The organism is Marinobacter excellens LAMA 842 (assembly GCF_001574445.1).
In the GTDB taxonomy this organism is placed as follows: domain Bacteria; phylum Pseudomonadota; class Gammaproteobacteria; order Pseudomonadales; family Oleiphilaceae; genus Marinobacter; species Marinobacter shengliensis.
In genome coordinates this window covers 145,232-168,814 of the sequence record NZ_LOCO01000008.1, presented here as the reverse complement: position 1 = coordinate 168,814, position 23,583 = coordinate 145,232, and the positions used below count along the sequence as shown (strand labels likewise).

Below are 23,583 nucleotides of genomic sequence, written 5' to 3'. Positions count from 1 at the left end.
AAACACCCTCAGCAGGCGTACCGCTCCTGTCTGGGCATTCTCCGGTTGGGGCAGAGCTACGGCGAGTCGCGGCTGGAGGCCGCCTGCCAGCGAGCCCTGATGCTGGGAAGCTGCCGCTACAAGAGCATTGAATCCATCCTCAAACACCGTCTGGATCAGCAGCCTCTGGAAGAGCAACAGGAACTGGCCTTGCCCGATACCCACGACAACATCCGTGGCCCCGCCTACTACCACTGAAGGATCTCTGACATGCTGAAACATCCCACACTGGACAAGCTCCACGCCCTCAAACTGACCGGCATGGCCGCCGCCCTGGCGGATCAGTCGGCCACCCCCGACATCACCGATCTGAGCTTCGAGGAACGCCTCGGGCTGCTGGTCGACCGGGAAATGACCGAGCGAGATAACCGGCGCATGACCAGCCGGTTGCGCCGGGCTAAGCTGCGGCACAATGCCATCCTCGAAGACCTGGATTACCGCTATTCACGCGGCCTAGATAAAGGACTGGTCCAGTCGCTGGCCGGTTGCCAATGGGTGAAGGAACACCTGAATGTGCTCATCACCGGTCCCACCGGGGTCGGGAAAACCTGGCTGGCCTGTGCTCTGGCACATAAGGCCTGCCGGGAGGGTTACACCGCCCAGTACGTCCGCCTGACCCGACTGCTACGGGAGCTGACCATTGCCAAAGGCGATGGCCAATACTCAAAACTCCTGACGAATCTGGCCAAGGTCGACGTGCTGATCCTGGATGACTGGGGGCTGATGAAACTGAGCGCCGAGAATCGGCGAGACTTGCTGGAGGTGCTGGAAGACCGGCATGGCAGGCGCTCCACCATTGCCACTAGCCAATTACCCATCGAGGAATGGCATGGCGTAATCGGTGACGCCACTCTGGCAGACGCCATTCTGGATCGGCTCGTACACAACGCCTACAAGATCAACCTGCGGGGCGAATCCATGCGAAAACAACAGGCAAAGTTGACGGCCACCGAGACTTCGGAGTAAGAAGAGAAACCCCGCGTCGCTACGCTCCGATGGGTGGCAGCCTTGCTCCGGTCCGGGTGGCAGGCTTCACATGGAATGGGTGGCAACCTTCAGCGGTTTACGCACGTAGCTTGATGAGCAGGCGTCGGGAGCGCGGTCATCGTTGTGTTTGATGGCTCTTCGATCCCTTGCGGTTAAGAAACTACGATCAACTTAGGGATTAGAGCGATGAATAACAAACTCATGACCGTATCGGTTTTATCCGCCGCTGTGGCGCTGGCGGGTTGTAACAGCAGCTCCGGTGGCGGTGCTGCAAACACGCCATTCCAGTGCAACGCCGAAGCGGATTTATCTGCGCTGACAGCCAACGATGTGCTGGCAGTGACGGCAGACAACGCCTGCCTGGTGCGTTTCTCACTGTCTGATCCATCCACGGTTGTGGCCGTGGGCTCCCTGGATGTGGCGGGCTCGGTTGTGGGGCTGGATTTCCGGCCGGCCTCCGGTGAACTCTATGCGCTGACCGATATGGGGCAGTTGGTGCTGGTTGACCCCATGACGGCAGAAACCACCCTTGTCACTGCCAGTATTGGTGAACTGGCGGGTGCCCGCTACGACATTGATTTCAATCCCGCCGCCAATGCCCTGCGCCTGATCAGTGATGCCCGGCAGAATTTCCGCATGGGGTCTCCGGCCCTGGTTGAGAACGCCCAGCAGCAAGCCCTGGTAGACGGTACTTTCGGCTACCTCCAGGGTGTGGTGGCTACGGCCTACACCAATGTGAATCCCGGGCAGGAAGGCACGCAGATGTTTGTGATTAGCGCAGACTCCCGCACCTTCTTTCAGCAGAACCCGAATGTTGGCCTGCTAACGCGCATTGGCGCCCTGTTCCCGAACGCCGAATCGGTGGATGTTAAAGGCTATAACGTGTTTACCACCGAAGGCGGTATGAACGAGCACTACGCCGTGTTCGAGGTGGACGGTAATGTTGGCCTGTACGGTATTAACCTGGAGACCGCAGCCACCACCCTGATCAAGCCATTGCCGGCCCCTGAGGCTGGTGGTAACTACATGGATCTGGTGGTGAATGATGTTACCGATGAGCCTGCCTTGCGTGAGTTCATTGTGTTCGAACAGTCCGCAGTTGATGAATTTGTGCTTCGGATAGTTGAGCTGAATCCGGCTGACTCGATGCCGGGCATGGCGCTGGCGGAATATGATGAAACCTTGCCAGTCACCGGTTTGGTTGAGGGCGACGTGATTGTTGGCTTCGATCTTCGCACCACCAGTCCTGAGGGCGCAGAGGATGGTCTGTATGCTGTTGCTCAAAGTGGCCGAATCTACCTCCTGGAAGAAAGCGATCCGCTCATTGTGCCGCCAGAGGCACAGGCAACGGAGATCGCGACGCTTGCCACTGCTCTGTCCGGTACCCGCTTCGACATAGACTTCAACCCCCGTGCAGATTTGCTGCGAATCATCGGCGATGCCGGCCAGAACCTCCGGGTGAACCTGGATGAAGGCCGTGTGCTGGCGGATGAAGCGCGCGCCGCCGGTTTTGCCTTTGCCGATGGCACCGTTCGCCTGGGTGACACCATGGTGCCGGTACCCGTGGCGGTGGCTTACCGTGCAGCGCCCCTGCAGCTTGAGGGTGCAACCCCCAGCCTGGATTTCCAGTACGTGATTGATGCCAGAAACAGTGGCCTGGCGCGGGTTGCGGTGCCTAACGATGGCGCCCTGGTGGCGGTGGGCGACGGCTTGCTGGAAGGTTTGGCATTGCCGATGGATGGCACCATTCAGCAAGCCATGGACATTGCCCAGAGCGGCACCGCCTACGCGGCCCTTAGAACGGAAACCGGCGCAGGCTCCACGCTGTATACCCTCAACCTTCTGGCTGGAACCGCTGAGCAGGTTGGTCCGATTGGTGGAACCGCCAACCCCGTGGCGGTTAACGCCATGTCGGTTGTGATTCCCGAGCCGGTGGTTATGGAAGCCGGGCGCTGATCATACCTGTATAATCTCGCCCCGGCCTTGTGCCGGGGTTATTTTATAACGAGATCTATACCTGCATTTCGAAGACACATCATCGGAAAAGCGCCGTTTTCCAGTATGATCGAGAGGTAGATAGTCAGCCCGGGAGCAGATGATGTGGTGTTTATGATCATCAATCTTGATCGTCTGGAACGGGAAGTAGCGTGGCTGATGAGTGAGATTGGGTTGGTGACCACCATCGCCGACCAGCTGGATGACACAGAGAATGCCCTGTAGATAGAGGTATTGATGCGACAGCGCTGCTCAGGGCATGAAATTGACGCAGCGAGAGCGTTCGGTCAACTTGAGCAATAGCCTATGCGGAGCCTGACAATCGACCGTAAGAATCCGCCTGATTCAACATTGGGGGCTCTGGCCACCAGAGCGCTGGCGCGCCCGGGTGCGCCGATTCCCCCATCTTTGTCCATTCGCTTTGCGGACTATGTTGATACTAAAACCCGCCCGTATATTCATGCGGTCATTGTTATTGGCGCTATCGGGTACTTCCTGTTTGCGCTCGGTGATCTTGTGGTCGCCCGGGATGTTTTCTGGAGCTCGCTGCTGTTGCGAGCTGTGTTTTTGGCAGCCGTGCTGGGTCTGACCCAGTGGATGGTTGTGAAGGCGCAGAATATCTATTTGCTGGAAGCCGTTGGTGCTTTGTACGTGCATGTGGCGGCCGTTATCTGGTATTCGGTGCTGTTTCGGAGCTCAGGCCCAGAGGTGGGCGTTTATGCCTTTGCCAGTGTCATTTTTGTGCTTTGGCTCAACATTGGTTCGAGTGCGCGCTTCAGTACGGCGGTTATAAGCTCCTGCACACTTACTGCGCTGGTTCTGGGAGGCGTGTGGTGGCTTAACCAGGGCGAATGGATGCGGGTGTTCATCTATGCGAGTTTGCACGCGTCTGTTCTTGTATTTGGTTTGGTGATCAGCTGGTACAACAGTTTCAATCAGCGCCGTCTGTTTCTGTATGGCGTTATCGATGAAGTGAAGAATTTGGAGCTGAAGGAAGCCAACCGCCTGCTCTGGTCTCAGGCCCATACTGACCCGCTGACCGGCCTGCCTAATCGCTCGCTGTTGTTTGACAGGCTGACGCAGGCACTGGCCTCAGCGCACCGGGAGCAAAAAAGGGTAGGGTTGCTGTATGTGGATCTGGATCAGTTCAAACCAGTAAATGATACCTATGGCCACGCGGCAGGTGATCAGGTGTTGCAGGCGGCGGCCAGTCGCATGAGTGCCATTGTGCGGGCCTCTGACACCGTTGCCCGGGTGGGCGGGGATGAGTTTGTGGTGGTGCTTCCTGGCCTTCGAGACGATTCCAATGCCATGAGCAAAGCCGCTGAAATCATCAAGACTCTCGCCGAACCTTTTCGGGTTGATTCTGCCGATATCACCATTGGGTGCAGTGTTGGCATTGCTATGTTCCCAGAGCATGGCGAGGACGCGGACCAATTGCAGCAGGTGGCTGATAGGGCGGTGTATGAAGCCAAGGCTGCTGGCCGTAATTGCGCTCGAATGGGAATAGGTAGTAGCGATCTGCCCTGATGCCTTGCTAGTATTAAGTGCATAAAACAACAAAAAGGCGTGTAGCCACTTTCGGGGAGTTTGCTGTTGGTGATCCCTTGCAAGGCATGGCGGATACTGGGTTTGGTGCTGTTCCTGATCGTTTGGCCGATCAGCACTGCAGCTATGGAGCCGGTAACCATCATGCCCGGCGCCGCCATCGGCCATCAGTTTCAATACTGGGAAGACACCAGCACATGCGCCACGCTGGATGAAATCCGGGCGCTGCCAGATGCCGCATGGCAGGTTCAGGCCAACGGCCGGGCAACCCTCGGCATTACCGACTCGGCCTACTGGTTGCGGGTTCCGGTTGTTAACCATACCCCGGACAGCCTCAGCCTCATTGCCGAACTCGCATACTCTCAACTCGATGACGTAACCTTCCATGTAATCGCTGAAGGTGAGTTGGTTCGAACATTCCAGACCGGGGATCGCCGGCCGTTTTACCCCCGTGACGTCGACCACCCCAACAGCCTGCTGCGTTTCCAGCTTGCCCCGCAAGAGGCAAAGACCCTCTACATTCGGGTGGTCACCGAAGGCACCATGGTGTTGCCGTTCAGTCTCTGGCGTGAGAATCAGTTCTACGAATCCGCCGGGGCCGAGCAAAAGCTGCAGTTTTTCTACTTTGGCAGCCTTACCGTGATCATTCTGATCAACCTCGCGGTGTTTCTTACTCTGAGGGAAAAGCTCTACCTGTATTACTGCCTCGCGATCTTCGGTTACCTGGTGTTTTTCGCGTCGATCCGAGGTTTCAGCTTACAGCATATCTACCCGGCGTTTCCGGCTGTTCATGCCCAGGTGCTGATGCTGTCCATCCCGTTCCTGGCGATGTTCTCAATCTTGTTCTGTATGGAATTTTTGCGGGTGCGTTCCCACAGCCCTCGGCTCCGGGCGGCTTTGATCGGGATGTTGATTTTCGAGGTTCTGTACTTTCTGGCGGTACCGTTTCTGGACTACAAAACGGGGATACTGCTGGCGGCTGTCTCGGCGTTTGTGTTCTTTTCTCTGTTGATGATTGCCGGGCCCGTGAGCTGGGCCGCCGGGGTTCGGGCCGGGATCTTTTTTACCGTGGCGTGGTCTCCACTGACCGTGGGTGTCATGGCCACGGCAGGTCGGGCTTTGGGGGTGTTTCCCGAGAACTTCTTTACCAATTACGCCATGCAGATTGGTTCGGGGCTGGAGGCGTTTATTCTTACCCTGGCCCTGGCGGACCGCTTGTACCGGGAAAGGGAGCAGAAGATTCAGGCCCAGGCCGATATTCTGCGCCAGGAAAAGGCGCGCCGTGATGCCCAGGATCGCCTGACTTACGCCATGACCCATGACCCGGCCACCGGCCTGCCGAACCGAAATCGCTTTGAATGGATGGTAGACGAACAGCTGAAACTGAACCCGGGTGGTTCCTATATGGTGGGAGTGGCTCGGGTAACCGGCCTGGAGGAGATTAACCGGACCCTGGGCCTTGAGCGCAGTGAGCGGCTGCTTAAGCGGCTGGCAGAACAGATGACCATGCTGGCGGGGCAGTTGCCGATGGTGCATGCCACTCAGGATAGCCTGGGCAGGACTGAGCGCGTGTATCAGATTTCCGGAGACAGCTTTGGCCTGCTTGTGGATGCCCGCAAGGCGGGTGATGATTTCGGGGCATTGGACAGTGCCCTCAAGCAACTGGCGCAACCGATAGCACTGGATCATCTGGCGATTGATCCGCACTTGAAATACGGCGCTGCCAGCTTCCCCGATCATGGTAAAAAGGCCAGTGTGCTGATTCGCAATGCCCACGTGGCGATGGAGATGACTCCCCGGGGCTCATTCGAGACGGGGTTCTATTCCGGCAAATACGACATCTATGATGAAAGCCGGCTGACCTTGATCTCGCACCTGCGAGAGGCGATACAGAACCGGCAAACCGAACTGTACTACCAGCCGAAGATCCGTCTTTCCACGGGTGAGGTGGTCGGCGTCGAGGCATTGATGCGCTGGTTTCACCCTGAGCGTGGCTGGGTGCCGCCGGATGAGTTTATACCGCTGGCGGAGAAAACCGGGGTCATCAAACACCTCACCCGGTGGGTTGTTGACCAGGCCCTGGCAGACCTCAAATCTCTTCAGAGCGTGTCTCCCGGGCTGACCATGTCGGTCAATATTTCGGCCCGGGATCTTCTGTCTCCTGGCCTGGATGAACTGTTTGCGACGGCCCTGGAGACCTATGGCTTGCAGGCCGGCGATGTCATTGTGGAGCTTACGGAAACGGCAGCGATGGACGACCCCGACAAAGGTTTGCAGGCGCTGGAGCGGCTCGCCAGCTCCGGCCTGAAGGTGTCCATTGATGATTTCGGGGCCGGCTATTCGTCGTTATCGTACCTCAAGCGTCTGCCTGCTGATGAAATCAAGCTGGACCGGTCGCTACTGCAGGATATCTGTTCCAGTGACAGCTCAAGAACCATCGCTGAAACCGCCATCACCATGGGCCGCAGCCTGGGCTTTCTGGTGGTGGCGGAAGGCGTGGAGGATGAGGCATCTGCCAGGCTGCTGGCAACCATGGGGGCCGATATGTTGCAGGGCTTCTGGTTATGCCGGCCAGCCCCACTGGAGTCGATAAAAGACTGGCTGCTTACATCCAGTTCCGTCGTTTGAAGAACCAGATCAGGCCGGCGGTAACGGCAATGATCAGCCCCCACACCATCGGGTAGCCGTAATACCAGCCCAGCTCCGGCATGGCCCAGGGGCTGTCCGGGTGCTCAAAGTTCATCCCGTACACGCCCACAATAAACGTCAGCGGGATGAAAATGGTGGCGATGATGGTTAATACCCGCATGGTGTCGTTGGTTTTCTGGCTGATGCTGGAGAGGTAGATATCCAGCATGCTGGTGGCCATGTCCCGGAAGCTTTCCAGCAGTTCGATAATCTGGATGCTGTGATCCTGGCAATCCCGGAAGTAAATCAGGGTGTCCTGGTGTATCAATGAATTTTCCATGCGCATCAGGGTGGTGAGCGCTTCCCGTTGGGGCCAGAGAACCCGCCTGAGCATCAGCAGCTCCCGCTTCAGGTGGTGCAGGGCCGTGAGGGTTTGCTTGCGGGGGTGCTCCAGCAGTTCGATTTCCATTTCCTCCAGCTTATCGCCAAAGGTTTCCAGCACCGGGAACGCGGAGTCGGTAATCAGGTCCAGCATGGCGTAAAGCAGGTAGTCGATGCCCCGAGAGGTAAACCGGCGGTTGTTGGGCTGGCGAATGCGCTTGCGGACTGGCTCGAACGGGTCCTCTTCCAGCGGGCACAGGCAGATCAGGTAATCGGCACCGGCGAACAGGCTGACCTGAACCACTTCCAGGCGCTCGCCATCGAACATGGGCATGGCGGCGATGAGAAACACCTGGTCGTCATACAGTTCCATTTTGGGGCGTTGGCCACTATTAAGAACGTCTTCCAGTGCCAGGTCGTGCAGGTCGAACATATCGCCCAGGGCGCGCAGGGTGTTGGCGTCGACGGGGCCGTTGATCTGAATCCAGGTTTTGGAGTCTCGCTCCAGGTAGTCCTGGCACTCCTCCGCCGTGGCCAGCCGTTGTTCTTCGACATGGTCACCCGAGTAGTCGATCAGGTGAATGGACATCTTATGGTCGGAGTCAGAGGATACCAGGGTGCCAGGGGCGGTGCCGGGCGCATGGTAGTGCTTGCTGAAATAGGCCATTCAAACAGTGTCCTGCGGTAACGATTCAAATTCAAACGTAGCACAAAACCCGGAAAAACAACGTAAAAACCGTTGGTTACTCAATGTTAATGCATTAATGGTGAATTTTTTCGGAATACATTGGCTGCCCACCCGTCTTCCTGATGAAAGCAACCCGAAAGGGCAAAACACAGGAGGATGTTTCCATGAAAAAGCATGTACTGACACTCGCAATCTGTTCTTTGGTTTCCACCGGCGTGTTCGCCCAGCAAGGTGCCGCCAATGCGAACGTGGAGGCTGAGGCCAACATGAGCGCCCAGGCCAGTGCCCGCGATGGTGCGTCGGCTCAGGGCAGCGGCTCAGCCAATGCGCAGGCGCAGGTTGATGGCGATGCGGCCCGTGACGAAGCCGCCGACCACGGTGAGACGGTGAGCGCGGAGGCTCGTGAAAGTGCCAGCCAGGCGGCCACCATGGGCGTTGAAGTTGGTGAACGGGTCAGCGGCACGGCCCGGGCTCAGGGCGAAGCCGCCGTAGACAGCGCGGCCCAGCGCCGTGAGCAGGCCCGCGAACGGGTGAATGAGGCCCGAAATGCCGAGATTCGCGCTGAAACCAACAAGCAGATTGGAACGTCTGTTTCTGACACGGTCCGTGGCGAGGTACAGAGCACTGTGCGTGGTGCTGTGCAAGGCTCTGTCCGCAACGGTGGTCAGTAATCACTCAACCGACCATGGCCGGGCCCTGCGCCCGGCCTTTGTTTGTGAGCGAACAAGGAGCAGACATGCGTAACATTCAACGAATGTCGATCTGGTTTGTAACGCTGGGGCTTGTGGTGCCGGCAGTACAAGCGGATTCCGAAGTGAACGGCTACTTGGCCGGCGGCCTGGAACACGACAGCAACGTGACGGTAGATGAGCTTAACGCCTCGTCGGATCAGAGCGACGAAGCCTGGGTGTTTGAGGCCGGGCTGGAAGGCATTCTGAAACCCACCGAAGCGCTGAACCTGACGCTGGGATACGACCTGTCCGGGCGCCGGTATCATAATCTGGACCGGTTTGATCAGGACATTCACCTGCTTTCTGCGGACCTGAGCTATGATTTTGATCCGGTTACGGTGGGCGCCAGCTATCACTATTCCTACGCCACCCTGGATTCTGACCGGTTCCTGGATTTCCGGCGCACCAGCCTGTATCTGGGCAGTCTGATTGGCGAGAACGTGTACCTGCTGGCCAGTGTTCAGGACAAATCGAAGGATTTTAACGAGGGCACGGCCCGGGATTCCGATATCCGGGGTGGCAGTTTTGATGCGTTCTTCTTTTTCAATCAGGCCCGCAGCAACCTGGTGTTCGGGGTTGACCTGGACGACGAAGACGCCCGCTCGGATGCCTACGATAACCAGTTGCTCCGGTTGCGGGTGGCGTTGGTGCACCGGTTTACCGTCGGTGGCCAGGACAGCCGCTTCCGGTTGGGCTGGCGTTATGAAGATCAGGAATACGATGAGGTGGTGATCACGGAAGAGGATAACCGCCCGCTGAACGATTTTCTCACCCGGGATCTGGCCGAGCGAACCAGCCAGCGGGTGGACAAGGCGCGCGTGGTGGAAGCCAGCTGGCGGCTGGGCCTGAACGAAGTGTTCAGTCTGGAACCGACGCTGTCTTACGGCCACTACACCTCCACCATCGATTCCGCGGATTACGACCGGTTTGTGGCAGGTGTGTCGCTGCGAGCGGGTTTCTAGTAATCCAGCAAACCATGGCCGAACCGGGTATCGCGGCCCGGTTCGCCGAGGTCTTTGGCATTGCTCGTCAATGCTTCTATGGCACCGGGCAAATCAAACTGGCTGAGCTCGCAGGCCAGTGCAGAGGCCACCACCGGGGCCGCCAGAGAGGTGCCGCTGTCCAGAGCCATGCCACCCTCGGGTATGGCTACCGGCACCGCAACACCGGGGGCGGCGAATTGCACCTGCTCGCCCTGGTTGGCCCAGCGGTACAGTTCACCAGAGCCATTCACGGCCGTGACACCGATCACCGGCCCATAGGCGGCCGGGTAAAGTGGGGCGGCTGCTGGCCCCTCGTTGCCGACAGCGGCGATCAAACCGATTCCCCGTTCATCCAGCCGTTCGATGGCTGTTTTCAACAGCCGGTTGTCTGGCCCGGTCAGGCTGATATTGATCACTGCAACTTCCTGGGTTGCCAGCCAGCTCAGGCCATCCAGCAAGTGCCCCAGCGTCGCCCCGGACAGCGCCTGATCCCGCCCATAGAACACCGAGGCATTAAACAGCGTGGCCCCCGGTAAGCGGGCCGGCCACTGCGGCGCCTGGCGGCCGATCATCAGGCTGGCGACTGCCGTACCGTGGGCAGTGGGAGCGGCAAGTTCGCCTTTTGCCTCTGCCAGTTCCAGAAAGCTTTCCTGAACAATCTGTGCGCCTCCAAACACCGGGTGATCCAGCGCAATGGCGGTATCCACCATGCCTACCCGCACTGGCGCGGAGCACAGGCTTTGCCACTGGGGCCGGGCCACGTCGCTGCTTTCGGGGGCGTTGTCACTTTGTGGCGCATAAATGTGGTTCCGGTCCAGTTGATCTGCCAGCCCCGGCAGTTCCGCTTGCAGGGCGTCCAGCGAATCCAGTGCCGGGGCTACCCGAAACCGTACCAGAATCATGCCCAGGCCGGTCAGTTCACGGCGCTCCAGAATGGTGATGCCAGGGCGGTCCAGTTCGGCGACTTCAGCGGCGGTGCCGGTGGCCAGCCACTGGCGCTCCACGGCCCGGAAGCCGTCATCCAGCATCACATCATTGAACGCTTTGCCGCCTTGCTGCGTGTGAATAGGGAGAGAGCGCGGTAACCGGGGCAACTGGCCCCTGGCCTGTTCAACGCGGGCTTCAATGCGCTGTTCCACGGCGTCCAGCCGGCGGTCCACGGAGCGTTCGATGGCTCGCTCGGTTTTCTGCTCAACCTGGCGGGACACAGAGTCCAGTTGCCTGTCCAGTGCCTGGCTGCCAATGGCCAGCGCCATGGTAGACACGGAACACAGGGTAAGCACGCTGATCAGGCCACGGGTGGTATCGAATTTCATAAAACGCCTTCCGGTTGAGCCAAGGGTGTAGGGCTTTCTTGTTATTTAACGGCCGGGGGCGAAAAAAATTCCCTTTGGCCGGGAATAACGTTCGGCCTGAGCCGTTCTACTGATAACACTCACGAAAAGACAATGCCATGCAACAGGAATTGACTGAACTGTTACCTGGGCTGCGGCGATTTGCCTATTCGCTGACCGGCTCAATGCCGGATGCCGACGACCTGCTTCAGAGCACGGTGGAGCGGTTGCTGGCACGGGACCGGCCGGATGACGCAGACCTGACCAAATGGGCGTTCCGGGTGTGCCGTAATGTGTGGATAGACGAATGCCGGGCCAGAAAGGTTCGCCGGGAAGCGGCCGAAAAGCCGGAGTTGTCGGATGGCCAGGTCATCAACGGCGAGCACCACACCACCCAGCAGATCGAATGGAGCAGGGTGGATGCGGCCATGGCGGAGCTGCCCCAGGACCAGCGCCAGATTATCTCACTGGTGGCCATTCAGGGCCTGCCCTACAAAGTAGTGGCCGATATTCTGGAAGTCCCCACGGGCACCGTAATGAGCCGCCTGGCTCGAGCAAGAGCCGCGTTAAGTGAGGCATTGGCGCCGGCGGCGGGTATGAGGACTGAATCATGAACATCACAGACGAAGTACTGTCCGCGTTTCTCGATAATGAACTGAGCGAGCCGGAAATGAACGCGGTGCGCGATCAGATCGCCCTGGACCCGGCCCTGGCGGACCGGCTGGCGGAACTGGCCTCGGTGGATGCCGAGTTGCAGCGGCATTACGGGGCCATTGATCAACAGCCCATGCCGGATGGGGTAACGCAATTGCTGGCGCAGGCCGCCCCCGAGAACCGCCCGGACAACGTGGTGGCCTTTCCCTGGTGGCGCCGGCTGAAGGAACATTCCGGTAAAGCGGTGGCTGCCGCCGTGGTGGCCGGCTTCGCCATGACCCAGTGGCTGGGTTCACCGGCGGTGGACGATCCCGCTTGGCCGTCCATCGCCCAGGCCCTGGAACAGAAGCCCAGCGGCCAGGCCTATGAGGTTGGTTCCGATGCTACCGTCATGCCGCGACTGACCTTCCGAAGCCAGGCTGGCGACTGGTGCCGTCAGTTCCGAGTTGATCAACCGGCGTCCTCTTCTGAAAACGTTGCTTGCCGGGATGCCAGCGGCACGTGGCAGGCCGTGGCCCACGCCGAGGTTGAACCGCACCAGCCCGGCCAAACCTACCAGACAGCCAGTGGTGGTCAGGCCATGGACGATACCCTGGATCAACTGATGGCTGGGCCTGCACTGAGCCCGCAAGACGAGCAACAGCTGCTGCAAGATGGGTGGGACAGCCCCTGAGTCCTGGCAATGGGCCAAGTGTTGGGTCGACCCGGACTACCGCCTGAAACGGTAGCCGGGTTCGGAATATTTGAATCCTTCCTCACATTTCTGTAACCTTTTTATTAATTGAACGTTCAATTAACGAAAAAATACGGAAAAGCGCTCGCCTGCCATGCCAAAAGTCGGAATCAAAGACACCCGTCGCCAACAGTTGATCGACGCCACCATGGAGTCCATCGCCGAGCTGGGGATGCAGAACACCACCATTGTCAGTATCAGCAAGCGGGCAGGCATGTCGTCCGGGATTATCAGCCATTACTTCGGGGGCAAGCAGGGGCTGATCGAAGCGGCCTTGCGGTATTTGCTGGACCAGCTCGGCAAGGAGCTGCGGGAGCGCATGGCGAAAACCGATCGCTCCCCGGCCCAGCGGCTGGATTGCATCATTGAGTCCAACTTTTCCGAGTTCCAGCGCTCGGCGCTGGCGGCGAAAACCTGGCTCAGCTTCTGGGCCCGTTCCATGCACGAGCCGGGGCTGAAGCGGCTGCAGCAGATCAACAACGCCCGGCTGTATAGCAACCTGCGCTACTCGTTTGCCCAGGTGTTGCCACCAGAGCAGGCCACGGAAGCGGCCCGACAAACCGCAGCGATGATTGACGGCTTCTGGTTGCGCAGCGCCCTGAGCCTGGACCCGGCCGAAAGCTTTGAAGCCGGTGAGCGGCTTTGCAAGCAGTTTGTTCACGAGACACTGGCCCGGGCAAGCGCCTGAGCCAACACGAATGCCATGGCCCACAAGGCCTGAAGACACCGAATCGAGGTTACCAACCGCTTATGTCTGCATCTGTTCCTGTTGTTCAGAACTTTGTCCACGGCCGGTTTCTGGCCAACCGTTCCGGTGAGACCTTCCCGGTGGTGAATCCGGCCACCGGCCAGGTGATCTACCAGGTGGAAGTAGCGGATGAGGCGGTGCAGCAGGCCGCCCTTGAAAGTGCCCGCGCCGGCTTTGCCCAGTGGGCGGTCACCCCGGCTATCGAGCGCAGTCGGATTCTGCTGAAAGCGGTAGCGCTGCTGCGCGAGCGCAATGACGAACTGGCAGCGGTGGAAGTACGCGACACCGGCAAACCCTGGCAGGAAGCGGAAGCGGTGGATGTGGTGACCGGTGCCGATGCCATCGAGTTCTTTGCCGGCCTGGCGCCGTCCATCGAGGGCAATCAGCAAGACCTGGGCGGTGATTTTTACTACACCCGTCGGGAGCCGCTGGGGATCTGTGCCGGTATTGGCGCCTGGAACTACCCGATCCAGATTGCCTGCTGGAAGTCCGCGCCGGCCCTGGCCTGTGGCAACGCCATGATCTTCAAGCCGTCGGAAGAAACACCCATGGGCGCAGTGAAGCTGGCGGAAATCTTCATCGAGGCCGGCGTGCCAGCGGGCGTGTTCAACGTGGTGCAGGGCGCGGCCGAGGTGGGCCAGTGGCTGACCCATCATCCGGAGATCGCCAAGGTATCGTTCACCGGCGAAGTGGCCACCGGCAAGAAGGTGATGGCGGCGTCTGCTTCGTCCCTGAAAGACGTGACCATGGAGCTGGGTGGCAAATCCCCGCTGATCATCTTTGACGATGCGGATCTGGAGAACGCCATCTCTGCAGCCATGGTGGGCAACTTCTACACCCAGGGCGAAATCTGCACCAACGGCACCCGGGTGTTTGTGCACGAAGACATCTACCCGCGCTTTATTGAGCGGCTGTTGGAACGCACCCGCAAGAACATCAAAGCCGGTGACCCGATGAACCCGGCCACCAACTTCGGTGCCCTGATCTCCAAAAAGCATCAGGATCTGGTTATGGGCTACATCGGTAAAGGCATCGCAGAAGGTGCCACACTCAGCCACGGGGGCCGGGCGTTCGAGCCGGAAGACTCGAAAGGGGGTTATTTTGTCGAGCCCACCATTTTCACCGACTGCACCGACGACATGACCATCGTGAAGGAGGAGATTTTCGGGCCGGTGATGTCCGTGCTCACCTTCCGCGATGAGGACGAGGTGATTGCCCGGGCCAACGGTACCGATACCGGTCTGGCCGCTGGGGTGTTCACCAATGACATCCGCCGCGCGCACCGGGTGATTCACCAGATCCAGGCGGGCATCTGCTGGATCAACAGCTACGGCGCGTCACCGGCGGAAATGCCGGTGGGCGGTTACAAACTCTCCGGTATTGGCCGGGAAAACGGGCGCGAGACCATTGCGCACTATACCCAGATCAAATCCGTTTATATCGGAATGCAGGATCTGGACGCCCCGTTTTAATCCCGCCGGCCACAGAGGAGAACGCGTATGACAGAAAACCGATACGACTACATCATTGTGGGCGCGGGCTCGGCCGGCTGTGTGCTGGCCAACCGCCTCACCGAAGACGCCCGCCACAAGGTGCTGCTGCTGGAAACCGGCGGCAGCGACAAAAGCATCTTCATCCAGATGCCCACAGCCCTGTCCATTCCTATGAACACCAGGAAGTACGCCTGGCAGTTCGAGACCGAGCCGGAGCTGTATCTGGATAACCGCCGCATGCACTGCCCCCGGGGCAAGGTGCTCGGTGGCTCCTCGTCCATCAACGGCATGGTCTATGTTCGTGGCCACGCCCGGGATTTCGACGAGTGGGATTCCGAGGGCGCCACGGGCTGGCATTACCAGAACGTACTGCCGTATTTCAAAAAGGCGGAGACCTGGGCCTTTGGTGGTGATGACTACCGGGGCGACACCGGCCCGCTGGGCGTCAACAACGGCAACAACATGCGTAACCCGCTGTACAAGGCGTTCATCAAGGCGGGTGTGGATGCCGGCTACCTGGAAACGGCCGATTACAACGGCGCCCAGCAGGAAGGCTTCGGTGCCATGCACATGACCGTGAAGAACGGTCGTCGCTGGTCCACGGCCAACGCCTACCTGCGCCCGGCCATGGCGCGAACGAACCTGACGGTGGTGACCCACGCCCTTGTGCACAAGGTGCTGCTTGGTGGCGCGGATGGCAAAACCGCCACCGGTGTGCGTTATGAGCAGGGCGGCAAGATGCACGAGGCCAATGCCGCCGAGGAAGTGATTCTGTCTGCCGGTTCCATTGGCTCACCCCATTTGCTGCAGTTGTCCGGCATCGGCCAACGAGAGGTGCTGGAACAGGCCGGTATTGAGGTCAAGCACGAGCTGCCCGGCGTGGGTGAGAACCTGCAGGACCACCTGGAATTCTACTTCCAGTTCCGCTGCAAACAGCCGGTGTCGCTCAACGGCAAGCTGGACTGGTGGAACAAGCTCAAGATCGGCGTGCGCTGGATTCTGCGCAAAGACGGGCTGGGCGCCACCAACCACTTCGAGTCCTGCGGTTTTATCCGCTCCAAGGCGGGTGTTGAGTGGCCAGACCTGCAATACCACTTCCTGCCGGCGGCCATGCGCTATGACGGCAAAGAAGCCTTTGACGGCGACGGCTTCCAGCTGCACATCGGCCACAACAAGCCGAAAAGCCGGGGCTATGTGCGGGTTCAATCCGCCGATCCAAGACAGGCACCGACCATTCGCTTTAATTATCTGGAGCACGAAGCCGACCGGGAAGGTTTCCGGGATTGCGTGCGCCTGACCCGCGAGATCATCAACCAGCCCGCCATGGACCAGTACCGCGGTGCGGAAATTCAGCCCGGCGTGGCTGTGCAGAGTGATGACGAAATCGATGCCTTTGTGCGCCAGGCGGTGGAGAGTGCCTACCATCCGTCCTGTTCCTGCAAGATGGGTACCGACGCAATGGCGGTAGTCGGGCCAGACACCCGGGTACACGGCATCAAGAACCTGCGGGTGGTGGATTCGTCCATCTTCCCGACCATACCCAACGGCAACCTGAACGCCCCCACCATCATGGTGGCCGAGCGGGCAGCCGACCTGATCCGGGGCAGGGAGCCCCTGCAACCTGAGGATGTGCCGGTCCAAATGGATGACCAGTGGCAGGCACACCAACGACCGGGGCAAGCAAAACGGGTGCTGATTTAGCGCCCGAAGCCCCGGCCCCGGGGGCGCAAGGCCTCCGGGGTTAGCAAACCATCAGGATTTCCCTATCAACGCGACGGCTGTGCTGGCCGTTTCCTGGGCGTCAGATAGGCAAGTCCTGGCCCGTAACGAGAAGAAAACGCGGGGGTTTGTGTCCGATTCGAATTAAGCAGCGCTTAAAAAGTAGAGGAGGAACACCCATGCTGTGCATTAAACTGAAAACAACCAACCGGAGGCTCTGCGCATGACACTCTGGTTATCCACAGGCCTGATCTTCACCTTCGCCACCATTGCCCTGATTCTGTACAAATGGTGGGACGTACAGTGCATCGGTGTCACACCGGTTCGCACCCTGACGTTCATTGCCATTCTGTTCACCTCGGGCCTGGATGTGGGGCTGATCATGTTCCCGTTGACCGAGTTCGGCAGCTATGCCGATCTTTCTGCCAGCCCGGAATACGGGTTCGCCAACCCCCTGGCCATTGAATTTGGCTTCTGGGCCTTTCTGATCTGGGGGTTCTACTTCCTGACGTGTTTTTACTTTGCCATCATCGAGCCGAGGGTGAAGTTTTTTGAAATCCCGGTGGTGAAAATCATCAATAACGTGGTGATCATCGGTACCTGCGCCTTCACGGCGTACCTGTTGCTGGTGAACCTGCCCTGGTATCTGCCCCAGTTGGGCGACGGTGAAACCGTGATGCCGGCGTTCTATGTGATCGTGTTTGCGGCCATTGCTCTGGCGGTGTACTCCAGCTCCAAGATCAAATACGTGCGTATCCTGAGCATCGGCTCCAGCGTGTTGTTTATTGCCCTGATTGCCGGTATGTGGCTGCGGGCCTTTGCCCTGGGCAAGGGCTCACCGGCGGATTTCTTCGGTACCGCAGGCATGCTTGGGGAATACTTTACCAACATTCACCGATTTGCCCTGCCGATCAACGACTACCATGAGTTCTACCTGTTCTGGTGGTTCTCCTGGAGCATCATGATCGGCCAGTTCACCGCCCGTTTTGTCAGTGGCATCAAAACCTGGCAGTTGCTGATCGCCATGCTGGTGGTGCCGTCCATCGCCATCGGTGTGTGGTTCTCGGTGCTGTTCCATTACCACGCTGAGGGTCTGAAGATTGCGGCGATGACCAACCTGGCCATGATTTCGGTGGGGGTTCTGATGGTGGTGAACTCACTGGATTCGCTGATTCGACTGTACACCGATAACCTGAACCTGACTGCCCGGCGTATGGGCCGAATGAACTACGTGATCGTGAATTTTGGCGCCATGGTGATGCTGACCATGCTGTTCCAGCTCGATTTTCTGCGTATTCAGTGGGTTGGAGCGTTGGTGATTGGCCTGTATTTCGCCTGTTTCGCCTACATTCTGGCAAACAAGCGGGCCGAGGTGGCGGCCATCAAATCGTCACCAAAAGAAAATATTCTGGATTTCCGAAAGATTGAACTTGCGGGATAAGGCCCCATACATAGGTTGAGCCTATCCTGGGTGTGGAAATAATCAATTTTCACTCAATAGGCCAAAGCCGTATCTTACGCACCGTTTTCAAGCCTAAACCCAAATGAACCAACAGGAGTTATTCTGAGATGGGTATCATTAACAGCGAAATCAAACCGTTCAACGCCACCGCATTCAAGCAGGGCGAGTTTGTTGAAATCTCTGAAGCAGACGTGAAAGGCAAGTGGGCCATTTTCTTCTTCTACCCGGCCGACTTCACCTTCGTTTGCCCGACCGAACTGGGCGATGTCGCTGACAAGTACGAAGAGCTGCAGAAGCTGGGCGTTGAAGTGTTCTCTGTGTCTACCGACACCCACTTTACCCACAAAGCGTGGCACGACACTTCCGAGACCATCGGCAAGATCAACTACTACATGGTAGGCGACCAGACTGGCACCATCACCAACAACTTTGGTGTTATGCGTGAAGGCCAGGGCCTGGCAGATCGTGCTACTTTCCTGATCGATCCGGATGGCGTTATCCAGGCGATGGAAATCACTGCTGAAGGCATCGGCCGTGACGCAGACGACCTGCTGCGCAAGGTTAAAGCTGCCCAGTACGTTCGCAACCATCCTGGCGAAGTATGCCCGGCCAAGTGGAAAGAAGGCGAAGAAACCCTGGCTCCGTCTCTGGACCTGGTTGGCAAGATCTAAGTTTCCCTGCACGGGTGAAACTTGCAAGAAGGCCCGCACAGCGGGCCTTTTTTGTATCTATCAATCGACTTTATGGAATCGTATAGATCTGAGCTATCAGATGGGTTGGGTCAATCAATTTGAGAAGGCCCCGGCTTGCCCTTATCTTACCTGCAACTTCAGACAACGATTCATTTTTGAATTCAGACAGTTAGTTTCACGACATAAAGGGGAATACCGAACATGTTGGACGCCAATATCAAAGGACAGTTGAAGGCCTACATGGAAAAGCTGCAACAGCCGATCGAGCTGGTAGCAGCCTACGACGACAGCAAGAAATCCCAGGAGCTTAAGCAGCTGCTGGAAGAAATCGAGCCGATGTCCGAGAAAATCAGCCTGCGGACTGAAGATTCGGCCGATGTGCGTCGTCCATCGTTTGCCATCAACCGTGTGGGCACCGACATTGGCGTGCGTTTCGCTGGTATTCCCATGGGCCACGAGTTTACCTCCCTGGTACTGGCGCTGCTGCAGGTGGGCGGTCACCCGTCCAAGGCTTCTCAGGAAGTGATTCAGCAAATCCAGGAACTGGACGGTGAGTTCGAGTTTGAAACCTATTTCTCCCTGTCCTGCCAGAACTGCCCGGACGTGGTGCAGGCTTTTAACCTGATGAGTGTGCTGAACCCGAACATCAAGCACACCTCCATCGACGGCGCCCTGTTCCAGGACGAAGTCGAGCAGCGTGAGGTAATGGCGGTGCCGAGCGTGTACCTGAATGGCCAGCCCTGGGGCCAGGGCCGGATGACGCTGGAAGAAGTTGTGGCCAAGCTGGACACCAACTCGGCGGAGAAAGAAGCCAAGAAGATCAACCAGAAAGACGCCTTTGAGGTGCTGGTGATCGGCGGTGGCCCGGCGGGTTCTGCAGCGGCCATCTACGCCGCCCGTAAGGGGATTTCAACCGGTATTGCGGCCGAGCGCTTTGGTGGCCAGGTAGCAGACACCATGGGTATCGAAAACCTGATCTCCGTGCCTTACACCGAAGGCCCGAAGCTGGTGGCGGCCATGGAACAGCACGTTAACGAATACGAAGTCGACATCATGAACATGCAGCGCGCGGAGAAGCTGATTCCCGCGGCGCAAACCGGTGGCCTGCATGAAGTGAAGCTGGCGAACGGCGGTTCCCTGAAAGCCCGCACGGTGATTCTGTCTACCGGTGCCCGCTGGCGCCAGATGGGTGTGCCGGGTGAGGAAGAGTACCGCAACAAGGGCGTGGCCTACTGCCCGCACTGCGACGGCCCGCTGTTCAAAGGCAAGCGCGTGGCGGTGATTGGTGGTGGTAACTCCGGCGTGGAAGCGGCGATCGACCTGGCCGGTATCGTTGGCCACGTAACCCTGATTGAGTTCGGTGAGCAAATGCGTGCCGACGAAGTGCTGCAGAAGAAACTGCGTAGCTTGAACAACGTGAAGATCATTACCTCCGGCCAGACCACCGAGGTGGTTGGCAAAGACGGTAAGGTCAGTGGCCTGAACTACACCGACCGTACCACCGGTGAAGCGCACCACGTTGAGCTGGAAGGCGTGTTTGTTCAGATCGGCCTGGTGCCGAACACCGAGTGGCTGAAAGGTGATATTGAGCTGAGCCAGCACGGTGAGATCATCGTAAATGATCGTAACGAGACGTCGATTCCGGGTGTGTTCGCCGCCGGCGATGCCACCACGGTTCCGTACAAGCAGATCGTGATTTCGATGGGCGAAGGTTCCAAAGCCGCCTTGAGTGCCTTCGATTTCCTGATCCGGAATTCGGCAGAGTAAGTTGTTCACGCAAGCCTGATCTATTCGGGCTGACCCCTGAAACCGATACTTGTAGGACGCAGGTATCGGTTTTTTTATGGCTGTTGGTCGGCTAGATAAGTTGCGTGTATTAGGCCAGACTGATCGTGAGTTGTTCGCCACATTCACCATCAGGGCATCGGCATGGCCAGTGTTATACAAAGAAACCGGGTGACGGTTCGGGGGGCGGGGGACCATACCCTGGTGTTTGCCCATGGCTTCGGATGTGACCAGATGGTGTGGGAAGATGTCACGCCCGCGTTCGAGAAGGATTTTCGCGTTGTCACGTTTGATCATGTGGGTTGTGGCCGATCGGACCGTCGATCCTACCGGTCCGAGCGCCACGGTTCGCTGCGGGGTTACGCCCTTGATCTGCTCGATGTGGTGGATGCGGTGGCAGACCAGCCGGTTACCCTTGTCGGGCATTCGGTCAGCGGCATGATTGGCTTGCTGGCAACCATCATGTTGCCGGACAGGTTTCGGCACATCGTCGCCATCAACCCCTCACCTCGCTATACCAACGATGATGATTATGTGGGCGGGTTCCAGCGACCGGATGTTTTGGCGATGCTGGACATGATCGAGCGGGATCAGGAAGGTTGGGCCCATTCACTGGCGCCGCTGGTAATGGAAAACAGCCACCGCCCGCAACTGACGGAACGCCTGATCCGCAGTTTTATGTCGACCGACCCGGTGCTGCTCCGGAAATTTGCCGAGGTCACCTTTCTGTGCGATTTCCGTGACGAGTTGCCGAAGGTTCCCGTGCCGGTCGACATTTTGTACGGGCTCTCCGACATTGTTGTACCGGTGTCGGTGGTCAGTTACATGGCCAAGCGTATCCCCGATGCCCGTTGCACGTCGCTGGATGCGGAGGGGCATTACCCCCAGCTCAGCGCGCCAGAGGAGCTGTCCCGCAAGATTCGCCAGGTCATGACGCATCGCGTTGAGGGCTGAGGTCTAGCGGCCAGACAGATCCTGTTCCAGGCTGCTCTTTACCTGAGCCGGTTGTCCTTCCCCGGTAAACAGATGGCCATAGGCAGCGCGCACGCCATCAACGATAAAATCAAAGGGCACGTCGTCAAATACGCCGTGGTCGTTGATGTATTCCATGTGGGCCTGGCCGTCTTCTGTGAATTCCTGGAACACCGAATCGGTCACGCCATCAAACTCCAGGGGCTCGACCTTCATCATGTCACACAGCTGCCGGTTGAAGGCGGGGGTGGCTTTCACCCATCGACCATTCAGGTACAGCTCAATAAAACCATGCATGCGGAAGATGTCGGATTGCAGCCATTCAATCAGCTTGGGGCTGGACAGGTGATTGCGCACGTCTGCCAGGCCCAGACGGCTGGGAATGCCGATGGCACGAGCGGCGGCGCCTAACAATACGGCTTTCGGGATGCAGTAGCTTTCACGACTCTCCAGCGCATAGCTGGCGGACAGGGTGCGCGGATCGGTCTGGAACACGTAGGGGTTGTAATGCACGCTGTCTCTGACTGCCAGATAGAGCGCCTTGGCCTGTTCCACCGGATCGTTCTGCACACCTTCCAACTGCTGGTTAATCCAGTCTTTGACTTCGGGCTTGTCATAGTCAAAGAACGCAGTGGCTTTAAGATAGTTGTCCATTTTAGTGGTCCGGCATTGGCGCATGGTGACTGGATGATCTCTCGGTTAGCAAGCTATGGGCAATGACTTTTTCCACCAATTCCAATGGCCGCTGTTATCGGCGGTTACCAATTGCTGCTTGTCTGGGTGTGGTACCACCGGTAATTTAGTGACACTGACGACCAACCGCGGCCAACGTCGCCCAGGGTGAGATAATAGATGATGTTCCGTACAGCCCTGTTGGCACTACTTGTTTTATGCGCCCTGCTGAGAGTGGCAGAGGCGGGCACTCGGCCCAACGTGGTTTTCCTGTCGCCAGACGATTCCCGGTTCTGGCACATGGTGGCGGATTTTATGGGGGAAGTGGCGAGCGATCTGAACCTGGAGCTTGAGGTTCAGTTTGATCAGGATCGCCACAGATTCAGTTACCTCCAGATGGCGGAACAGGTGCTCAGCCGCGACGACCGCCCGGATTATCTGGTGATCATGTGTAAAGAACACGTTACGACTCAGATCCTGATGCACGCCAACGAGCTGGATGTGAAGGTGTTTACCTTCAATACCGACGTACCGGAGGCAACCCGCGCTGCCGTGGGCATGCCCCGGGAGACACTGCCTAACTGGATTGGCCACATGGCCCCTGACAACGTTGAGGGCGGCGCCAACCTGATCGCGATTCTTGAGCAACACGCCCAAAGCCTGACCTTAACCGAGCCGAGCCAGCCGCTGCCCGTGGTGGCGTTGACCGGCACTCGGGATTCTTCGGCGGGTACTGATCGCGACCGGGGCTTGAAGGCCGCTACAGACGCCGAGAACAGTGAGCTTCTACAACTGGTCCACGCGGATTGGAGCCAACAGCAGGCCAAGGACAAGATGCTGGTGCTGTTAAGACGCTACCCGCAGGCCGTCGCTATCTGGAGTGCCAGTGACGGCATGGCGCTAGGGGCTATTGAGGCGGTAAAAAGGACTGGCAGGCAGCCGGGTAAAGACTTGGTGATCGGCGGTTTCGACTGGGAGCCCCATGCCCTTGAGGCGATCCGTGAGGGCGAGCTGGTGGTCAGTCTTGGCCGCCATTTCATGGGGGGTGGCTTGGCCCTGCTGCTTCTGCACGACTATCACCAGGGCGTGGACTTTGCTGATGGACCGTCGTCTGCGGCGTTGAGTTACCGGTTTGAACCGGCAACTCGGGACAATGTGGATACGGTGGAGCGCATTCTGACACCCGCAAGCTGGCAGGCTGTGAACTTCCAGCAATTCAGCCGGGCGTTGAATGCCGGGCTGCAGGATAAACCCTTTAGCGCCGATCACTTGATGGATCAATTTTCAGAGGCTCTTGCACAACACAGAGAGTCAGGTGAGGTGGCAGGCCATCGGTGAA

At 58.4% G+C, this 23,583-nt stretch carries 19 protein-coding genes and 1 pseudogene; 17 read left to right on the top strand and 3 right to left on the bottom strand.

The genetic code is table 11. The features are described from left to right. The 5 genes and pseudogenes from J122_RS09620 to J122_RS09600 form a co-directional block, all read left to right on the top strand. Positions 1 to 237: pseudogene (locus tag J122_RS09620) on the top strand (IS21 family transposase); the annotation flags it as partial. A 12-nt stretch (positions 238 to 249) separates the two neighbouring features. Further along, positions 250 to 1,005, top strand: a complete 756-nt coding sequence (gene istB, locus J122_RS09615; protein ID WP_061332066.1) for an IS21-like element ISSpu5 family helper ATPase IstB — start codon at positions 250 to 252, stop codon at positions 1,003 to 1,005. A gap of 207 nt (positions 1,006 to 1,212) precedes the next feature. Continuing rightward, positions 1,213 to 2,982: a DUF4394 domain-containing protein gene (locus tag J122_RS09610; RefSeq protein WP_061332064.1), complete on the top strand. Its 1,770-nt coding sequence runs from the start codon at positions 1,213 to 1,215 to the stop codon at positions 2,980 to 2,982. Positions 2,983 to 3,327: 345 nt separating this feature from the next. Continuing rightward, the gene (locus tag J122_RS09605) at positions 3,328 to 4,551 is read left to right on the top strand and encodes a GGDEF domain-containing protein (protein ID WP_061332062.1); all 1,224 of its coding nucleotides are present in this window, start codon (positions 3,328 to 3,330) and stop codon (positions 4,549 to 4,551) included. 69 nt (positions 4,552 to 4,620) lie between these two features. Further along, positions 4,621 to 7,197, top strand: coding sequence for an EAL domain-containing protein (locus J122_RS09600; protein ID WP_227510157.1), 2,577 nt, complete (start codon positions 4,621 to 4,623; stop codon positions 7,195 to 7,197). On the opposite strand, the gene corA is transcribed toward J122_RS09600, so the two are convergent. Then, complete coding sequence (corA, locus tag J122_RS09595) at positions 7,175 to 8,245, bottom strand: magnesium/cobalt transporter CorA (protein ID WP_061332060.1); 1,071 nt, start codon at positions 8,243 to 8,245, stop codon at positions 7,175 to 7,177. The two genes, J122_RS09600 and corA, sit on opposite strands and share 23 nt — an antisense overlap. 185 nt (positions 8,246 to 8,430) lie before the next feature. Here corA and J122_RS09590 point away from each other — a divergent pair, with 185 nt between their 5' ends. Continuing rightward, positions 8,431 to 8,937 carry a hypothetical protein gene (locus J122_RS09590; RefSeq protein ID WP_061332058.1) on the top strand — a complete coding sequence of 169 codons (507 nt, stop codon included), beginning with the start codon at positions 8,431 to 8,433 and terminating at the stop codon, positions 8,935 to 8,937. A gap of 65 nt (positions 8,938 to 9,002) precedes the next feature. After that, positions 9,003 to 9,959, top strand: a complete 957-nt coding sequence (locus J122_RS09585; protein WP_061332056.1) for a hypothetical protein — start codon at positions 9,003 to 9,005, stop codon at positions 9,957 to 9,959. On the opposite strand, the gene J122_RS09580 is transcribed toward J122_RS09585, so the two are convergent. Next, complete coding sequence (locus J122_RS09580; protein WP_061332054.1) at positions 9,956 to 11,296, bottom strand: S8 family serine peptidase; 1,341 nt, start codon at positions 11,294 to 11,296, stop codon at positions 9,956 to 9,958. The two genes, J122_RS09585 and J122_RS09580, sit on opposite strands and share 4 nt — an antisense overlap. Before the next feature lie 137 nt (positions 11,297 to 11,433). On the opposite strand from J122_RS09580, the gene J122_RS09575 reads away from it, so the two are divergent. The 9 genes from J122_RS09575 (at position 11,434) to J122_RS09535 (ending at position 21,554) form a co-directional block, all read left to right on the top strand. Next, entirely contained in the window at positions 11,434 to 11,928 is a 495-nt protein-coding gene (locus tag J122_RS09575) for an RNA polymerase sigma factor (RefSeq protein ID WP_061332052.1), read from the top strand. Continuing rightward, entirely contained in the window at positions 11,925 to 12,641 is a 717-nt protein-coding gene (locus J122_RS09570) for a hypothetical protein (RefSeq protein ID WP_061332050.1), read from the top strand. Before J122_RS09575 ends, J122_RS09570 begins: the two co-directional genes overlap by 4 nt. 154 nt (positions 12,642 to 12,795) lie before the next feature. Beyond that, the gene (gene betI / locus J122_RS09565; RefSeq protein ID WP_061332048.1) at positions 12,796 to 13,389 is read left to right on the top strand and encodes a transcriptional regulator BetI; all 594 of its coding nucleotides are present in this window, start codon (positions 12,796 to 12,798) and stop codon (positions 13,387 to 13,389) included. 62 nt (positions 13,390 to 13,451) lie between these two features. Next, positions 13,452 to 14,921 carry a betaine-aldehyde dehydrogenase gene (gene betB, locus J122_RS09560; protein WP_061332046.1) on the top strand — a complete coding sequence of 490 codons (1,470 nt, stop codon included), beginning with the start codon at positions 13,452 to 13,454 and terminating at the stop codon, positions 14,919 to 14,921. 27 nt (positions 14,922 to 14,948) lie between these two features. After that, complete coding sequence (betA, locus tag J122_RS09555) at positions 14,949 to 16,643, top strand: choline dehydrogenase (protein WP_061332044.1); 1,695 nt, start codon at positions 14,949 to 14,951, stop codon at positions 16,641 to 16,643. Between the two features lie 241 nt (positions 16,644 to 16,884). Further along, a complete protein-coding gene (locus J122_RS09550; protein WP_061332042.1) occupies positions 16,885 to 18,102 on the top strand; it encodes a choline transporter in 1,218 nt (405 codons plus the stop codon). A 128-nt stretch (positions 18,103 to 18,230) separates the two neighbouring features. Beyond that, the gene (gene ahpC / locus J122_RS09545; protein ID WP_082780548.1) at positions 18,231 to 18,794 is read left to right on the top strand and encodes an alkyl hydroperoxide reductase subunit C; all 564 of its coding nucleotides are present in this window, start codon (positions 18,231 to 18,233) and stop codon (positions 18,792 to 18,794) included. Positions 18,795 to 19,016: 222 nt separating this feature from the next. Then, on the top strand, positions 19,017 to 20,582 hold the full coding sequence (gene ahpF, locus J122_RS09540) for an alkyl hydroperoxide reductase subunit F (protein WP_061332040.1): 1,566 nt from the start codon (positions 19,017 to 19,019) through the stop codon (positions 20,580 to 20,582). A 162-nt stretch (positions 20,583 to 20,744) separates the two neighbouring features. Then, positions 20,745 to 21,554: an alpha/beta fold hydrolase gene (locus J122_RS09535; RefSeq protein ID WP_061332038.1), complete on the top strand. Its 810-nt coding sequence runs from the start codon at positions 20,745 to 20,747 to the stop codon at positions 21,552 to 21,554. Between the two features lie 3 nt (positions 21,555 to 21,557). Here J122_RS09535 and J122_RS09530 read toward each other — a convergent pair whose 3' ends face one another. Beyond that, positions 21,558 to 22,226 (bottom strand): transglutaminase-like domain-containing protein, encoded by a 669-nt coding sequence (locus J122_RS09530; RefSeq protein WP_061332036.1) that lies wholly within the window; start codon positions 22,224 to 22,226, stop codon positions 21,558 to 21,560. Positions 22,227 to 22,424: 198 nt separating this feature from the next. Here J122_RS09530 and J122_RS09525 point away from each other — a divergent pair, with 198 nt between their 5' ends. Then, on the top strand, positions 22,425 to 23,582 hold the full coding sequence (locus J122_RS09525) for an ABC transporter substrate-binding protein (RefSeq protein WP_061332034.1): 1,158 nt from the start codon (positions 22,425 to 22,427) through the stop codon (positions 23,580 to 23,582). Position 23,583 lies beyond the last annotated feature (1 nt).

Bases quoted from the DNA above. Each gene is read 5' to 3' on its own strand.
- istB (WP_061332066.1), top strand. From the start codon at position 250: ATGCTGAAACATCCCACACTGGACAAGCTCCACGCCCTCAAACTGACC.
- J122_RS09610 (WP_061332064.1), top strand. From the start codon at position 1,213: ATGAATAACAAACTCATGACCGTATCGGTTTTATCCGCCGCTGTGGCG.
- J122_RS09605 (WP_061332062.1), top strand. From the start codon at position 3,328: ATGCGGAGCCTGACAATCGACCGTAAGAATCCGCCTGATTCAACATTG.
- corA (WP_061332060.1), bottom strand. From the start codon at position 8,245: ATGGCCTATTTCAGCAAGCACTACCATGCGCCCGGCACCGCCCCTGGC.
- J122_RS09590 (WP_061332058.1), top strand. From the start codon at position 8,431: ATGAAAAAGCATGTACTGACACTCGCAATCTGTTCTTTGGTTTCCACC.
- J122_RS09585 (WP_061332056.1), top strand. From the start codon at position 9,003: ATGCGTAACATTCAACGAATGTCGATCTGGTTTGTAACGCTGGGGCTT.
- J122_RS09580 (WP_061332054.1), bottom strand. From the start codon at position 11,296: ATGAAATTCGATACCACCCGTGGCCTGATCAGCGTGCTTACCCTGTGT.
- J122_RS09575 (WP_061332052.1), top strand. From the start codon at position 11,434: ATGCAACAGGAATTGACTGAACTGTTACCTGGGCTGCGGCGATTTGCC.
- J122_RS09570 (WP_061332050.1), top strand. From the start codon at position 11,925: ATGAACATCACAGACGAAGTACTGTCCGCGTTTCTCGATAATGAACTG.
- betI (WP_061332048.1), top strand. From the start codon at position 12,796: ATGCCAAAAGTCGGAATCAAAGACACCCGTCGCCAACAGTTGATCGAC.
- betB (WP_061332046.1), top strand. From the start codon at position 13,452: ATGTCTGCATCTGTTCCTGTTGTTCAGAACTTTGTCCACGGCCGGTTT.
- betA (WP_061332044.1), top strand. From the start codon at position 14,949: ATGACAGAAAACCGATACGACTACATCATTGTGGGCGCGGGCTCGGCC.
- J122_RS09550 (WP_061332042.1), top strand. From the start codon at position 16,885: ATGACACTCTGGTTATCCACAGGCCTGATCTTCACCTTCGCCACCATT.
- ahpC (WP_082780548.1), top strand. From the start codon at position 18,231: ATGGGTATCATTAACAGCGAAATCAAACCGTTCAACGCCACCGCATTC.
- ahpF (WP_061332040.1), top strand. From the start codon at position 19,017: ATGTTGGACGCCAATATCAAAGGACAGTTGAAGGCCTACATGGAAAAG.
- J122_RS09535 (WP_061332038.1), top strand. From the start codon at position 20,745: ATGGCCAGTGTTATACAAAGAAACCGGGTGACGGTTCGGGGGGCGGGG.
- J122_RS09530 (WP_061332036.1), bottom strand. From the start codon at position 22,226: ATGGACAACTATCTTAAAGCCACTGCGTTCTTTGACTATGACAAGCCC.
- J122_RS09525 (WP_061332034.1), top strand. From the start codon at position 22,425: ATGATGTTCCGTACAGCCCTGTTGGCACTACTTGTTTTATGCGCCCTG.